Source organism: Candidatus Enterococcus leclercqii (genome assembly GCF_009933135.1).
In the GTDB taxonomy this organism is placed as follows: Bacteria; Bacillota; Bacilli; order Lactobacillales; family Enterococcaceae; genus Enterococcus_C; species Enterococcus_C leclercqii.
The window spans coordinates 659,307-674,101 of sequence record NZ_MAEH01000014.1 but is presented as its reverse complement, the minus strand read 5'-3'; the positions used below and the strand labels follow the sequence as shown (position 1 = coordinate 674,101).

The window sequence follows — 14,795 nt, the reverse complement described above, 5'->3', positions numbered from 1 at the left end:
ATACCAGCAATAAAATCTATTAAGAAATCGAGTGAACAACTATGAATAAACTGAAATTGGCAGCTATCGGCTACGGTGGGATGGGTTCATATCATCTGGAGCACCTCCTGCCTACTGAAAAGGATCTGTTTGAGATTGTCGGCATTTATGATATTAAAGACGATCGTCGGACATTAGCAACTCAAAAAGGGTTGAAAGCCTACCAAGATCGCTCAGCATTGCTTTCTGATCCGTCTATTGATTGTGTCTTGATTGCAACCCCTAATGATAGCCACAAAGAAATTGCAATTGCTGCTTTGGAGGCAGGGAAACACGTAGTTTGCGAAAAACCGGTTGCAATGAATGCTGCTGAATTGCGTGAGATTATGGCAGTCGCTGAGAAAACCGGCAGAATTTTTATGGTTCATCAAAATCGGCGCTGGGACCCGGACTTTTTGATTGTCAAAGAACTGTGGGAATCTGGTGAAATTGGCGACTTGTTCCAAATTGAGTCTCGTGTTCACGGGGCAAACGGAATTCCCGGAGACTGGCGCCGTTTGAAACAACACGGCGGCGGTATGCTTTTAGACTGGGGCATCCACCTTTTGGATCAAATCATGTGGTTGGTAGACAGCCCATTACAATCGGTTACTGCTGACTTTAGCTATATTCTGGGCGAAGAATGTGATGATGGCTATATCACCTATCTGACTTTTGAAAACGGACTGCGGGTGATTACCGAAGTAGGAACTTCCAATTATATCAAATTGCCGCGCTGGTACCTCAAAGGGACAAAGGGGACTGCTGAGATTACCGATTGGGATCTTTCCGGTAAAATGGTAGTTGCCACCAATGCAGATGTTGCGGCACCGACACCGATTCAAGCGGGTGTGGGACTGACCAAAACAATGGCACCTCCTTCTGAAGAAGCCACCGAAACGTTACCTCTGCCACAAGGGAGCAACCTTTCTCAAAGCTTCTATCAAAACTTCTTTGATGTAGTGACAACAGGTGCTCAGCCGATAGTGAAAAACGAACAGGTTTTGAAAGTGATGGAATTAATCGATCATATTTTTGAAATCGTTGAAGGTCGTAAATAATCGTTAAGATAGGACTCCGTTGAACAGCTGGGAAGCTGCTTAGGGAGTCCTCTTTTAGCAGCCGGCTTGTGATAGACATCTTCAATAACTTTGACATTTAAGCGTCTCGGATTAGATCTATGAATATAGAAAGGAGCTGGTTACAATAATGAACTGTCCCTTTTGTTCATCTGAACTGACACCAATTTTAGAAAATGAATTGGCACTGGGCTTTTATGATACCAACCCAGTCACCTCAGGACACTTGCTGATTATCCCAAAAGCTCACAAAATTGATTATTTTGCTCTCAGTGTCGAAGAAAAATTAGCAATCGATGACCTGCTAATCAAAGGAAAGGCACTTTTAGAGACAACCTATCATCCAGAAGGCTACAATATTGGGTTTAACTGTGGAGAAGTAGCCGGTCAAACAATCTTTCATTGCCACTGCCACCTAATTCCCCGCTATTTCGGCGATACAGCACATCCCAAAGGAGGAATACGAGGCGCAGTGCCAAAGAAAATGAATGACTGCTTTTCTGATTGACCTGAAACTGCCATCGTTGGAGAAGTAAAACAGCCTTGTCTCCACTGCTTTTCATCTCTGCCTTACGAGATTTTCGCTTTTTTATGGAAATTGTGGCACCATAGAGAAGAATACCGGAACCGGACACGTCTTTATCAGCAAATCAGAAAGAAGGAAACGAATCATGGCTGATTTTTTTACGCTCTTCACCAAACCCCAGCAGTTTTTACTGCTACAAGCTTATGCAGATGAGATTATGACAGAAGAGGAACTGATGAATTTTGTCATGCAGGAAACCACCGATCAGCGCTTTGTCTTTATCTCTGATCAAAGGGTGTATGTGGTGACTCCAAATGTCTCACTGGATGACTTTTCCAAAGTTCTATTAAAAAAAGAGCAAGTGCAAGTCTTTGAAGCAGAGGAGGCAATTACTTTGCAGACACCAACTGAAACGTTGACTCTGCTGCTGGAAGACCAAAAAGATCTTCCAGGGCTGTTGGCAGATATTCAATATTTGTTAAGTCGTTAAGCAGCATCTAGCCAGATGCGAATGTTTGTTCTATTATAGATAATAAGCAGTACAACAGCCGTTTCTGCGAAGAGACGGTTGTTTACTGTCTAGTCGAAAGCTGTAAAAAGTGACTTGCTCAGCTTTTGAATGATGTACATAAATTTTGGCCATAAGAGTAAAGGCGATAGGAGAGACTCATGAAGACACCGTTAACGATGCAACTGGAAGAAACTTTGTATGCTTACTGCCGGGAAAAAGGGGAGGCTGTCGTAGAAGAAGTGGGAATGCCCAACGATTTGGGAATCGTTGACACGTTAAGTTTACGGATTTTACCGGATCGAACCTTTGAATGGCGCTGTTTTGAGCTGAAAGTGACCAAAAGTGATTTTCGTTCCCATGCCAAGCTGTCATTTGTAGGTCACTACAATTACTTTGTCTTGCCAGCAGCTCTTTATCAGCAAGTGATTTCAGAAATTCCGGCAGAGGTCGGTGTCTTTACCTATCATAGCTATGCTGATCCAGACAATCACAGCACGCCGGGTTACTTGGTCTCCGAGAAAAAGGCCCATCGTCAAGATCTACAGGTAAATCAGCAAGATCTGATCTATCGTCTGATTACTGCCCAAGCCCGCGAAGTTGGCAAAGCCAAACAAACAGAGCGTGGGGTGCGGGTTTTCAGTACCGACCAATTGTACAAGGAATTGAAGCGGCGGCAGCCCGAGTATGACCTGTACGGCGGTGGGATCAACTACTATGACCGTTTTATTGCCGAGACCCAGGAGAAAGCAGTCGAAGCTTTAAAAGAAGAATTAGAGGCTTTAAAAGAAGCCTACCAAGAGCTTTCTGAAAGTAAAGCGACATCGGAGCAGGACCTATGAGCCCCCATTATTATCCCTATTTACGGGGAAAGCAATTTGACTTATTGGCATTAAAAGAACTGGTCAAAGCCGGTCATTTATCAAAAAACGTCATCCCGGTGATTGAACCGGTAAAAAAATCAAAGACTCTTTTTCAGACCTTGGCGCTATTAGAAGACAAGGCGCATCCTTTTTATCTGATTGACAACCCGCGAGCTGGCGATTTTTTGACAACCGACGGCCTCGCGGAGCTAGCTCTTCTTGCAACTGGGCATCGCAGCCACATCGTAACTGAGGCCATCACTAGTCAGGAAGTTTTAAGCAATAATGATCACGAAAAATCACCGATACTATGGATTGCTGAATCAGCAGCGCCATTGAAAGAGTCGGATCCGGAAGCTATCCAGCAGGGGTGTTTTTTAGCAGTACCGGAATTTCGCATCTTGCGGTTATTGAAGACTTCGCAAAAATTGATTCTTTCCCACGATCCTTTTCTTCGCTTACCACGAAACAGCTACTATCGAGAAGCCCCCCCGGAGGTGTTTCGGATCAATAGTGGAAGAGGGGACACTGACTTCAGTGATTTTTTGACAGATAGTCGGATTTATTATGAACAAGGATACCCGGATAGAGATTTGAGTTTGCACCTGAGCTATCTTGATACGAACGAGACGGTGTGGATGCGTCACTTTGTCTCACCGCCAGACCCAGAAGATTTGCAACGAACACAAAAAGACAAGTTTTTGCTGATGATGGCTGAAACACAACACTTTTTTCTTTCTGAGACTGGCTCTTTTAGAGAAGCAGTCCCAATCACGCAAGGTTTGCAACTTTTGCTCACAGCTTATCAAGAAGAGCGCTTTCCGGGGATGGGAATTTTGCGAAAAGCTTCCATCATGCATCATTTAGAAACAATCAGCCGATTGCTGGAGAACAAGAGCAGCTCTTGACGCAGCCTAATTCTCAAGGTGCGCGTGCCCATACTCCCTTAGTGCAACAAAAAACGAACTGACTGTCCCCTTTAGTGTGGGGATTCGTCAGTTCGTTTTTTGTCTTATTTATAAAGGGTCTGTCAGCCGATTTAGCGTGTCGCTCTTATCTGCTTGTTTTGGATCGGCTGGGATGATCGTCAATTTATCTTTTGAGCTATTCAAGATCAGTGCACAGAGGGCATTGCCTTGCGCATCTGTATAAACGGAAGCAAATTGAGAAAAGCTGATTTGATAGCTAGGATTCAAAGTGAGCTCTTGGTCACCGATTGTCAGTAAGTAAGGATTTCCCTGGGCTTTCAGCTGGGAGTTGCCATCAGTTGATTGCCAGTTGCCAATGATTGCCGGTGAAAGACCGGTTTCTACAGGGTACGCGGCATCTGCACTGTAAGAACGAATAAATTGGGCATTCCCGCCGTCTTGTGTCTGGTAGCTAAAGACTGCCATCTCTTCAGTCGGCCAATCAATCTTATAAGCTGAACCTACCGGATACGCCAGTTGCTCCGCATCGGTTGAGAAAGTCAAGTACCCATTATTGAGAGTCGGCTTAGGCAGAAAAGCTTGCACCTGCGGCCATTGGTAATAGAGATTTCGTTGGTAAGCAGCAAAGCCTGTGCGCTTGTCAATTCTTAACATGAAGGTATTGGTTTCTTTCGGGCTGGAAGAAGCGACGACTTGGTGATCCATTCCCACAAACAAGACACTCCCTTGAAAAATTAGCAGAAAACCTGCCAATACGATAAGTGGACGTTTGGTTTTCACATACGGAACAAATCCTAAAAAAGCAAACAACAGAATGAAGCAGTTGATAACAAAAAACAGGCTGTCGTAGATATAGTGAATGTCGTAACGATGAGCAACGAACAAATAACATCCTTGGGCAAGTAATAGCAGTACAGCGAGGAGGGTACATATGTTAGCGAAAATTTTTACTGTTTTTTTCATCCTGGGACCACCTCCGTTTGTTGTTCGACTTCTGCCACAAAATCAAAAGTATAGCCACCGTCTTTTGATTCAAATCGCCCCTTTACCTGACCGCCACGATAGTCTCCGAGATCTCCTTGGTTCACCAAGACAGAGAGGGTGCCATCTGCTTCTTTTGTAGGAGCTTCCGGCCAAAGAAAGATTTTTTCATATTGTTCAGGAACATTTAGCTTTGCTTCTGAAAAATGTTGACCGCCATCCTTAGAAACCAGCAGTTGTGTTTTGCGACTGACAAAAGCTTGATTTTCATCCACAAAGGTCGCTGCTGTTACCAAAGAACCAAGCTCCAAACCGTCAGCAGCCATCTTCTGCCAAGTGTGACCGTCATCATGACTAACAGCAACACTACAGCCTTCTTGACTCATGACACGACCGCCAGAAGCAAATACTGCCACAAAGCCATTGTCAAAAAATTGGATTTTACGGAAGCGAACGCCGGCTGTAGGAGAGAGTATCGGATATTCCTGCCATTTTTTCCCTGCGTCTGTGCTCTCCAGCCAAGAAAGCGTCGTGTCACTTTTTACGATTAAAAACCCGGTTTTTTCCGGAGTGATTTTAAAACTGTCAGCAAGTAATTGGTTTTGGGCAGCAGTTTCATATTCTCCACCAAAAAATTCCTCCATCTCTGCGGGGACTTGTTGCCATTGTGTCCCTTTATCGTAAGTAACAAACATCTTCTTGTTTTTGAAACTATAGTCATACTTCTTATCAGCTGCGGCTGCTTGCGGTGTTTCAGTTGCAGGTCCAGCACCGTGAACGGCTGTTTGGACCGTTGCAACATGCTGAGTGTCGGTCATATTGGTCCAAATATACCAGCCGCTGATCGCTACAGTTGCAACTATTAGCCCGCCAAATAAAATACTTCTTAACGGATGTGCCATTTTATATCTCCTTGTTGTCCCGACGAATTACGATTACCAAAAAAGAGAAAAACCTTTTTTATAGCTTTTCTGCCGGTTGCTACTGTCCAATGTAACGATGGAATAATAAAAATTCAATGTTTTTCGCAGCTAGATAGTATTTATTTGACGAAATTTAAGAGTTGCCAGTTGCCGAAAAGAAAACAGTTGGTCTTGCATGAGGTGTGATTTTATTTTTAAACTGGTATACTGTTCAGTAACTATATACAGCTTGTGTTGGTTGCATGATGATAATGAGAGTAGGGAGTATTAGATGAAACGATTTTGGTTTGTATTAGCGATTTCTATTGTTATAGGAGCACTTGGCGGTGTTGCGATACAAAGCTTTCTACCGGACTTGGCATTGGCGATTGAAGATATCGGTCTTTTGCGACTGCTAATTGCCGGCGGTCTATCGTTGTTGCTTTCTTTTTTTCTGCATATTGTCATTCATGAGAGTGGGCATCTAGTGCTGGGGCTATTTAGCGGGTATCACTTTGTCAGCTTCCGGATTTTCAATTTGATGGTGGCTAGAAATGCACAAGGCAGTGTGGAATTTAAGACCTTCAGCGTGATGGGGACTGGGGGGCAGTGTTTGATGGCACCACCGGCTTATGATCCCCAAGCATTTCCATATAAAAGATATCTACTGGGTGGCATTCTGGCCAATGGGTTAGCCTGTTTGCTTTGCGCAGGACTAGGGGGACTGGGCTCGCTTTTTGGTACAATTTTTTTCTTCATTGGTCTTTTCGTAGTTATTACCAATGGGATTCCGATGCAGTTCAATGATGGAAAGAGCCTGCAACTGGCCATGAGAAGTCAGGAAAATCGTTACTTGCTCTACAATAGTTTGAAAGTCAATGAACTGCTTGCTCAAGGCTTAATTTATACTCAAATCCCATCAGAATTATTCGAACCAGTTCCTCCCATGCCGGAATATACCTATTTTAATACCCAACACGAGTTGATTTGTGTCAACCGCAGCTTAGAAGCTTTGGATTTTACCAAAGCCAAAGTTTTACTAGAAGAACTTTGGCAAAAGCGTGAAGAGATTGCGTTTCCAGTTTTTGTCGCAGGGATTACCGGTGAATTGTTAGCGGTGTTGTGTCTAACTGATCCCAATGACCTGCGAATTCCAGAGCTGTGGCAGGATAAAACACTGCAACAGCTTTTGCGACAACCCTTGATGGGAAATTATCGAATCAAAGGAATTTATGAAAAGACGATCAAAAATGATCCGGAAGCCGCCAAAAAATTACTAGAAAAAGCTTTAACATTACAGGGGAAAATGCCAACTGCCGGTGATGCCAAAATGGAAGAAAAACTGATCGGCTATTTACTAAACTGCTGGCAAAAAGAGATCGCCGCCGAATGAATTAAGAAGCGGGGAAGGGGAGACGAAAATGAGTTTGATTGTACTAATTGGGGGGCAGGCCGTCGGTAAGATGACGGTCGGCAAAGAGCTGGAAAAAATGATTGACGGAAAACTTTTGTTCAATCACCAGACCATTGATTTATATGCGAACTTTTTAGGCTATACACCTGAGACTTTTCGTCTGTCGGATCAAACCAGAAAAATGTTGTTTCGTACATTTTCTGCAAATACTGAAACAAACCTAGTGGAGCACTTGATTTTTACGGTGATGATTGATTTTGATTCCCGTGACGATCGACAATTTCTGCAGGATATCGCGACTATTTTTCAAGAAGAACAACAAGAGGTATATTTCATTCAACTGACCACCGACCTGAACACGCGGCTAACAAGGAATCAGCATCCGGATCGTCTGGCTGCAAAACCCAGCAAACGGAATCTGGCGTTTTCCCGAAATGAACTTCTCACCACAGCACAAAATTACCGCTTATCTTTACCGGCTGCTGAGTTTGCAACTTCCTTTCCTGAAATTTTCACACTGACGATTGACAATACAGAGCTTTCAGCAGTTGACTGTGCACAAACAATCAAGCAGCATTTTAATCTGAGTTAACTGGAGGAAAATAAGATGTTGGATAAAACGATTCCATATATTGAATTTAAAATGAAAAGAGAACCTGGAGCCGTAAAGACTCTGACTCAGCCTAAATTACCTTCAGACTATCAATTGGTCTTCTATACAGAAGGTGATCAGACAGCCTGGTGTGAAATTGAAACTGCAGTGGGAGAGTTTGAAGCGCTTTCTGAGGCAGAGCAGTATTTTGAGAAGACTTTCGCACCGTTTCCTCATGAATTGCAGCAACGAATGGCTTTTATCATTGATCCTACGGGTAAAAAGGTAGGAACCTGTACCGCCTGGTGGTCCAAAGAAAACGAACCTTTGCTGCATTGGCTAGCTGTGGTACCCGAAGCACAGCGAAAAGGCCTGGCAGGTTTTCTGGCTACGATTATTACGGAGCGTTTAGAAGACTTGTACCCGAATCAACCAATAATTCTTCATACTCAAACTTGGAGTCATTCAGCGATTCGTCTTTACAAAAAACTGGACTATCAATTGGTTCCAGGCACAAAAGACTTCAAGAAAGGCTTGGCTGTATTGCAGCAAGTACAGGAGAATAACGGCGATAATTAGAAACAGTACCCAGCTACAACATGAAATCGAAAAATTATGCTGCAGCTGGGTTTTAATTCTCTGGAGCGTGAGTTAGTACTTATTCAAATAGAATTTTTTTATTAAGTAACTGCTGAATCATGTTGCATCAAAGCAATTCCTGGCTTTGAAAATTCCACATTAGCATGGATAAAAGCAACTTTATCTTGTTATTGCGAGAATTTCGTCTAAAAACCTGTTTCAATCGTTTTGAAGAGAGGGGAAGGAGAGCTTTAGCGATGATTTGTCTTTGGTTTTGTCAGAAAACTATTTTTCTATATTTTAGTTTACATAATATATATTATACGAAGTTACATTTGAAGTTTTCAACTTTTGAAATCCAAAGTTAATCGTAAAAATCGCTGGCTTTTGGTAGTTCTTCTGCTGTTTTGACCTCTCTTTTGCTGATGATTAGGCTGAACATGGTTTAAATACCTAAAAAAAGCTGATTAACCAGATCTTTCGACAAGATTTCTTATCTTTCAACGGACTAAAAAACAGCAATAGAAAAAATATCTTTTGGGATATTTTCTATTGCTGTTTTTATTAGTTGTCTTGCTGTTTCACTTTCAAAAGTTTCTCCATAACCTGCATCACGCCGTATTCGTCATTAGTTGGCGCGGTGAATTTGGCATAGTGAGCAATCTCTGGATTACCGTTAGCTACGATATAGCTATGGCCAACAGCTTTTAGCATGCCCGCATCATTATGCGTATCGCCGAATGCCATCATATCTGCTAGTGAAATGTGCAGTTTTTCACCGATAATAGTCATAGCCGTTCCTTTATCGATACCTTCGTTCATGATATCAATCCATTCCGGGCCGCTGACTACGACAGAATATTGCTCCCCAAAAGCTGGTGCAAATACGTTTTCATAGTTTTCCAAACTGTCCTTATTTGGAAAAAACAAAGTGAATTTATCAGCCGTGATATCCAGAGACTCCAAGGATGCCACGTAATTTATTTTTGTATAAAAAGTACGGTAAATTGCATCGTAAGCTTTATCGGCTTGATTGATGTAAGCCGCGTCCATTCCACAAACAATCGGAATACCATCGCTTTCTGCTGCAAAAGTTGCCATTTTTCGATAATCTTCCCGAGGCAGTTCGCTGGTGAAGATCACATCGCCATGATGCATGATCAATCCCCCATTGTCGCAGATGAAGGTCATTTCGTTTTTCAATTCAGAAAATGTTTCTAGTAACGTGTACAATGGTCGACCGCTTGCCGCAGCAAATTCGACACCTTGTTCATTAAGTTTTGCTACTAAAGAAAAGAAATCAGGTGGCAATTCCCCTTTTGATGTCAATAACGTGTTATCCATGTCGGTTGCAATAAATTTGATGTCTTTCATGAGTTCCCCCGTCTCTTTCGATTTGCAGCTTACTTCTCTAATTCTATCACACGATCGACAAAATCTTCGTAAAAACCATTTTCATGGGAAACGACAATAACAGTCCCGGCATATTTAGCCAGTGTGTCTTGTAGATTTTCTTTTGATTCCTGATCAATGTGATTGGTGGGTTCATCCAGAATCAGAAAATTGCTTTTATTCATGGTCATTTCCGCCAGTTTGACTTTGGTCTGTTCTCCCCCGCTCAACAGCTTCAGCGACTCTTGCGCGAGCTGGCTGTGAAGACCTGCCCGAGAAAGATGGCGACGCAAGTCCTTGATGGTGGCCTTAGGATATTTGTCGCTGAGGTATTGTAACGGTGTTTGTAGCGGATTTTCCCATGCTAATTCTTGGGAGAAATAGCCGATTTGTGTCTTTTCCGGAAAGTGAAAACTACCGCTTACTGCCGGAATCTCACTGATGAGGGTTTTAATCAACGTAGATTTACCGATACCATTGAATCCTCGGATGGCAATTTTCTCTCCATAACGGATCGTAATATTCACCGGTGCCAAAAGCGGTTTTTCGTAGCCAATCACCAACTGATCTGTTTCTAATGCCAGTGTGGTCACAATAGGCGCATAGGGAAACTCTAAGTGAGGTTTTGGCGAATCAGAAGGCGGTGTTAGTCGCTCGATTTTGGCCAGCTGTTTTTCACGACTTTTGGCCATCGTGGAACGAGAGCCGGCCTTATATTTACGAATATAAGCTTCCGTCTTTTTGATATGTTCCTGTTGTGCTTCATACTGACGCAAGTAAGTTTCTTGTGAAAGTTCCTTTTGTTTTAGCGCGCGGGTAAGATTCCCGGTATACTTGGTTAATTTCCCAAATTCAATATCGAGAATATGGGTAGTGATTTCATTTAGAAAATCCCGGTCATGGGAAACGACAAGAAATGTTCCGTCGAATTCTTTTAAAAACTGAGTCAACCAGACGACGTGATTGTCATCAAGGTGGTTTGTCGGTTCATCCAAAATCAGCATATCTGGTTTTTCCAACAGCATTTTTGCCAAGATGATTTTGGAACGCTGACCTCCGCTGAGATTTTTCATTAGAGAGTCCATCCCTAAAACATCAATCCCTAAACCGGTAGCCAGTTCATCAATGATCGTGGCCATCTGGTAAAAATTGCCTTGATCTAACTCATTTTGCAAGCGACCCGCTTGTTCCAATAAGCGATCGTCATAGTTGTCCGCGTATTCCGCATACAACTCACCGATGCGGCGCTCTTTTTGAAAATCATCAATAAATGCAGTTTCTAAAAATCCCTGAATTGTCAGCTGATCATCTACATTGACATATTGATCCAAATACCCAAGTTTCAAGTTTTTGGGAAATAGGATGTGGCCGTCATCTGGCAAAATCTCGCCGGTAATAATCTTGATGAGGGTACTCTTCCCTGCCCCATTGCGTCCAATCAACCCTACGTGCTCGCCACGGTTAATTTGCGCAGTGATATTTTCATATAAAATTTTATCCCCAAATTGTTGGGTGATATTTTCGATAGTTAACATGGTTTCCTCGTTTCTGTCTTTTACGAATAAGTTGTGGAAGCGTGTCTTTTGTGACGTTGCTTCAAATGTTACTTCAATGAAAAAAGCTGCAGACGGCAACATCGTCTACAGCTTTACCATAACTTCGTTTGATCGAAAGGCACCTGCCCACAGCAAATAAACCTGCAGTTTGCAGCCTTTCGATGAAGAACTGAGCGCAAGGCTCTATGGAATGCTCTTAACAATGCTTCATCGTCTCCAGTTGTTAAGAGCTGTTTTTCTTACAAAGTGTAAATGATAATCTCGAATCATCTGAACCGTCCTCTTGGCAGTACATGCGCGCAAATCGTTTTGCCGGCTACCACTTTTCTTCCATGAAATAATAGCATGGATTTTCAGTAAAGTCAAAAACAGCTGGCAATATTCGGAAATTGCAGAACATAACCGTAAAATTTTTCAGAAAAACGAAGAAAATATCATGTGTCATGACAAGACTGTGCTAAGATGAATCGCAAAAGTGATAAATCATTGCTGTCTTGGAGGTGTTTTCTTGGTTCAGATTGGCTTTATTGGTGCCGGTAAGGTCGGTACGTTGTTAGGAAGGTATTTCAGGAGCAAGGCCTTCGAAGTCGTTGGCTATTATAGTCATCGCATGGAAGACAGTCAACAGAGCGCCATCCTCACTGATAGCCGTGCTTTCAGTGAAGCTGCCTCTCTAGTCGCTGCGTGTGAGTGGGTATTTTTGACAGTTGGTGATGATGGGTTGTCAGAAGTTTGGCAAAGAATACGCCCTCATCTGCGTGTCGGTCAAGTCATTTTTCATTGCAGTGGTGCCAAGTCATTGGCAGTTTTTACGAATGTACCAGCAGGTGTTGAGACTTGTAGCCTCCATCCGTTATTGGCAATCGACTCAGGGAACCAGTCGTTGGATGCAATTAAGCAGGCTGCCTTTACTGTGGAACTTGCGACGCCAGATTCACAGCTTTTGAATCAGCTGTCAGGGTTAGGAAATCCCCTTACAGTTATCGAGGGCGCTCAAAAGATTCGCTACCACGCAGCGTGTGTCTTTTTTAGTAACTTGGTGATTGGTTCGGTGGAAAATGGCACAACACTTTTTGAAGCCTGTGGACTGCCAAAAGATTTTACGGCCACAGCCTGGCAGCCTCTCTTTTTAGCAAATGCTCGTAATTTGGTGGAAAATGGGCCACAAGCAGCATTGACAGGCCCTGTTGAGCGAAATGATTTATCGACAGTAACCGATCATTTAAAGGCTTTGCCTAATGATCAGGTAGCTCTTTATGAGTTGTTATCTCGTTTTCTTTTACAAATTGCTCAACAAAAACACCCGGAGATTGACTATTCAGACATGGAAAGGATTTTGCAGAATGAAGAAAACGGTTATGACACTGCAAAAGCAGAAACAACAAGGAAATAAAATCAGCATGCTGACAGCTTATGATTACACGACGGCTAAACTGATGGATGAGGCTGGTATCGACATACTTTTAGTCGGCGACTCATTGGGGATGGTCATGTTGGGATATGAAGACACGCTGCAAGTCACGATGGCAGACATGATCCACCATTCCCGCGGGGTTGCTCGGGGAGCGAAAGAAGCGCTAGTGGTTACAGACCTGCCCTTTCTCTCCTACCATGTATCGGTGGCAGAGGCCGTTTTAAATGCAGGAAGATTAGTAAAAGAAGGGCTTGCCGAAGCCGTGAAATTGGAAGGCGGCATGGAATTTGCTGAAGTGATTCGGGGAATTACCCGCGCACAAATCCCTGTAGTGGCTCATTTGGGATTGACGCCACAGTCGGTAAATGCCTTTGGTGGCTTTAAAATCCAAGGAAAGTCCCTGACTGCAGCTGAAAAACTGGTAAAAGATGCACGGGCTGTCGAAGCAGCCGGCGCAGTAGCTATCGTTTTAGAAGGCATCCCCGCCCCACTAGGTGCTTATATCACAAACCAAGTACAGATTCCGACGATTGGTATCGGTGCCGGGCCGGACACCGATGGTCAAGTGTTAGTCTATCAAGATATGCTGGGAATGTTTGATGAGCTGCAGCCAAAATTCGTGAAGCGTTTTGCTGAAGTTGGACAGCTCTATCGCGAAGCTTTTAGCAAGTACCAAGAGGAAATTCAACAAGGGTTGTTTCCAACACCAGCTCATAGCTATACTATCGATTCTGAAATTATGACTGCATTGAAAGCAAAAGAAGGTGAAAATTTTGCAGCAACTGAATGATATCAAAGCTACTCGAGCACTGATTAAGGAGTGGCATCAAGCCGGCTATTCAATAGGCTTTGTGCCTACGATGGGTTATTTACATGAAGGACATCAAAGTTTGATTACCCGCGCTGCTGCCGAAAATGATAAAGTAATCGTCAGTGTCTTTGTTAATCCACTGCAATTTGGGCCGGAGGAAGACTATGGCAGTTATCCTAGAGATTTAAAGGGGGATCAACAACGCGCGGCACAGGCAGGAGCGGATCTTTTATTTGCCCCGACTGTTGCACAAATGTATCCGGAAGGCTTTGAGACCTTTGTAACCGCCTATGGAGTAACGGACAAATTAGAAGGTGCCACCCGCCCTGGTCATTTTCGCGGTGTCACGACAGTCGTTGCTAAACTTTTTAATATTTTGCAACCGCAACGCGCCTATTTTGGTCAAAAAGATGCCCAGCAAGTAGCAGTCATCCGACAGATGGTGCGGGATTTAAATATGCCAGTCACTATCATCCCCTGTCCCATCATCCGAGAAGCAGACGGTTTAGCGAAAAGCTCCCGCAACACCTATTTAACAGCTGCCGAATACCAAGCAGCGCTGTCCCTGTCTCAAAGCTTGAAATTGGCAGAAACTCTTATCCAAACCGACAATATCGTGGCTGTTGAACAGCTAAAAAAAGCAATGACTGCATGTTTTTCAAGTATTCCTTTAGCCCGTATCGACTATATCAAAATCGTAGATCCTATCAGCTTAGAAGAGTTGGCGGTGATCACAGACAGTTGTCTCATTTTGTTGGCTGTTTATATTGGCAAGACCCGCTTGATTGATAATCTGCTGATTGAAGGTCGGGGCTATACGAAAAAGGAGGAATGATTGTGGAATTAACAATGCTAAAATGTAAGATCCATCGCGCCGTGGTTACTGAGGCCGAGTTGGATTATGTTGGTAGTATCACCATCGATGAGAGACTCATGGTAGCCTGTGGTCTGCTGGAATATGAAAAAGTCCAAATTGTCGACTGCAATAACGGTGAACGGTTTGAAACCTATGTCATTGCCGGCCCTATGGATAGTGGTGTAATGTGTCTCAATGGCGCAGCAGCACGCAAAGTAGCGGTGGGTGACAAGATTATCGTTATGGCTTATGTCCAGATTTCACCGGAGGCAGCCCAACATTTAAAGCCAAAAGTTGTTATGGTGGATGAGAAGAACCAGATTACAAAGATTACCAATTACGAAAAGCATGGCGAACTCGCATAAGGGCTGTCCA

16 protein-coding genes are annotated in these 14,795 nt (G+C 43.3%); 12 read left to right on the top strand and 4 right to left on the bottom strand.

Annotated elements, in window-relative coordinates; all coding sequences use genetic code 11:
- Positions 1-41: 41 nt before the first annotated feature.
- The 5 genes from BAU14_RS09475 (at position 42) to BAU14_RS09455 (ending at position 3,902) form a co-directional block, all read left to right on the top strand.
- Positions 42-1,079, top strand: coding sequence for a Gfo/Idh/MocA family protein (locus BAU14_RS09475; RefSeq protein ID WP_161899842.1), 1,038 nt, complete (start codon positions 42-44; stop codon positions 1,077-1,079).
- 148 nt (positions 1,080-1,227) lie between these two features.
- Positions 1,228-1,605, top strand: a complete 378-nt coding sequence (locus BAU14_RS09470; protein ID WP_161899841.1) for an HIT family protein — start codon at positions 1,228-1,230, stop codon at positions 1,603-1,605.
- A 163-nt stretch (positions 1,606-1,768) separates the two neighbouring features.
- Positions 1,769-2,113: a hypothetical protein gene (locus BAU14_RS09465; protein WP_161899840.1), complete on the top strand. Its 345-nt coding sequence runs from the start codon at positions 1,769-1,771 to the stop codon at positions 2,111-2,113.
- A 179-nt stretch (positions 2,114-2,292) separates the two neighbouring features.
- The gene (locus tag BAU14_RS09460) at positions 2,293-2,973 is read left to right on the top strand and encodes a hypothetical protein (protein WP_161899839.1); all 681 of its coding nucleotides are present in this window, start codon (positions 2,293-2,295) and stop codon (positions 2,971-2,973) included.
- Entirely contained in the window at positions 2,970-3,902 is a 933-nt protein-coding gene (locus BAU14_RS09455) for a sce7725 family protein (protein ID WP_161899838.1), read from the top strand. Before BAU14_RS09460 ends, BAU14_RS09455 begins: the two co-directional genes overlap by 4 nt.
- Positions 3,903-4,010: 108 nt before the next feature.
- On the opposite strand, the gene BAU14_RS09450 is transcribed toward BAU14_RS09455, so the two are convergent.
- Together BAU14_RS09450 and BAU14_RS09445 are read right to left on the bottom strand one after the other, a co-directional pair.
- Complete coding sequence (locus tag BAU14_RS09450; protein WP_161899837.1) at positions 4,011-4,886, bottom strand: hypothetical protein; 876 nt, start codon at positions 4,884-4,886, stop codon at positions 4,011-4,013.
- A complete protein-coding gene (locus BAU14_RS09445) occupies positions 4,883-5,806 on the bottom strand; it encodes a WD40/YVTN/BNR-like repeat-containing protein (protein ID WP_161899836.1) in 924 nt (307 codons plus the stop codon). The genes BAU14_RS09450 and BAU14_RS09445 overlap by 4 nt, the downstream gene beginning before the upstream one ends.
- A 292-nt stretch (positions 5,807-6,098) precedes the next feature.
- Here BAU14_RS09445 and BAU14_RS09440 point away from each other — a divergent pair, with 292 nt between their 5' ends.
- Genes BAU14_RS09440 through BAU14_RS09430 form a run of 3 tightly spaced genes read left to right on the top strand, consistent with a single transcriptional unit; the run spans position 6,099 to position 8,391 of the window.
- Positions 6,099-7,199: a hypothetical protein gene (locus BAU14_RS09440; protein WP_161899835.1), complete on the top strand. Its 1,101-nt coding sequence runs from the start codon at positions 6,099-6,101 to the stop codon at positions 7,197-7,199.
- A 28-nt stretch (positions 7,200-7,227) separates the two neighbouring features.
- Positions 7,228-7,812, top strand: coding sequence for an AAA family ATPase (locus BAU14_RS09435; RefSeq protein WP_161899834.1), 585 nt, complete (start codon positions 7,228-7,230; stop codon positions 7,810-7,812).
- A gap of 15 nt (positions 7,813-7,827) precedes the next feature.
- On the top strand, positions 7,828-8,391 hold the full coding sequence (locus BAU14_RS09430) for a GNAT family N-acetyltransferase (protein WP_161899833.1): 564 nt from the start codon (positions 7,828-7,830) through the stop codon (positions 8,389-8,391).
- A 564-nt stretch (positions 8,392-8,955) separates the two neighbouring features.
- On the opposite strand, the gene BAU14_RS09425 is transcribed toward BAU14_RS09430, so the two are convergent.
- Together BAU14_RS09425 and BAU14_RS09420 are read right to left on the bottom strand one after the other, a co-directional pair.
- A complete protein-coding gene (locus BAU14_RS09425) occupies positions 8,956-9,765 on the bottom strand; it encodes an HAD family hydrolase (RefSeq protein WP_161899832.1) in 810 nt (269 codons plus the stop codon).
- 29 nt (positions 9,766-9,794) lie between these two features.
- Entirely contained in the window at positions 9,795-11,318 is a 1,524-nt protein-coding gene (locus tag BAU14_RS09420; RefSeq protein WP_161899831.1) for an ABC-F family ATP-binding cassette domain-containing protein, read from the bottom strand.
- Positions 11,319-11,847: 529 nt separating this feature from the next.
- On the opposite strand from BAU14_RS09420, the gene BAU14_RS09415 reads away from it, so the two are divergent.
- Genes BAU14_RS09415 through panD form a run of 4 tightly spaced genes read left to right on the top strand, consistent with a single transcriptional unit; the run spans position 11,848 to position 14,785 of the window.
- Positions 11,848-12,732 carry a Rossmann-like and DUF2520 domain-containing protein gene (locus BAU14_RS09415; protein WP_161899830.1) on the top strand — a complete coding sequence of 295 codons (885 nt, stop codon included), beginning with the start codon at positions 11,848-11,850 and terminating at the stop codon, positions 12,730-12,732.
- Positions 12,683-13,543, top strand: coding sequence for a 3-methyl-2-oxobutanoate hydroxymethyltransferase (gene panB / locus BAU14_RS09410; RefSeq protein WP_161899829.1), 861 nt, complete (start codon positions 12,683-12,685; stop codon positions 13,541-13,543). The genes BAU14_RS09415 and panB overlap by 50 nt, the downstream gene beginning before the upstream one ends.
- A complete protein-coding gene (panC, locus tag BAU14_RS09405; RefSeq protein ID WP_161899828.1) occupies positions 13,518-14,399 on the top strand; it encodes a pantoate--beta-alanine ligase in 882 nt (293 codons plus the stop codon). Before panB ends, panC begins: the two co-directional genes overlap by 26 nt.
- Before the next feature lie 2 nt (positions 14,400-14,401).
- The gene (gene panD / locus BAU14_RS09400; protein ID WP_161899827.1) at positions 14,402-14,785 is read left to right on the top strand and encodes an aspartate 1-decarboxylase; all 384 of its coding nucleotides are present in this window, start codon (positions 14,402-14,404) and stop codon (positions 14,783-14,785) included.
- Positions 14,786-14,795 lie beyond the last annotated feature (10 nt).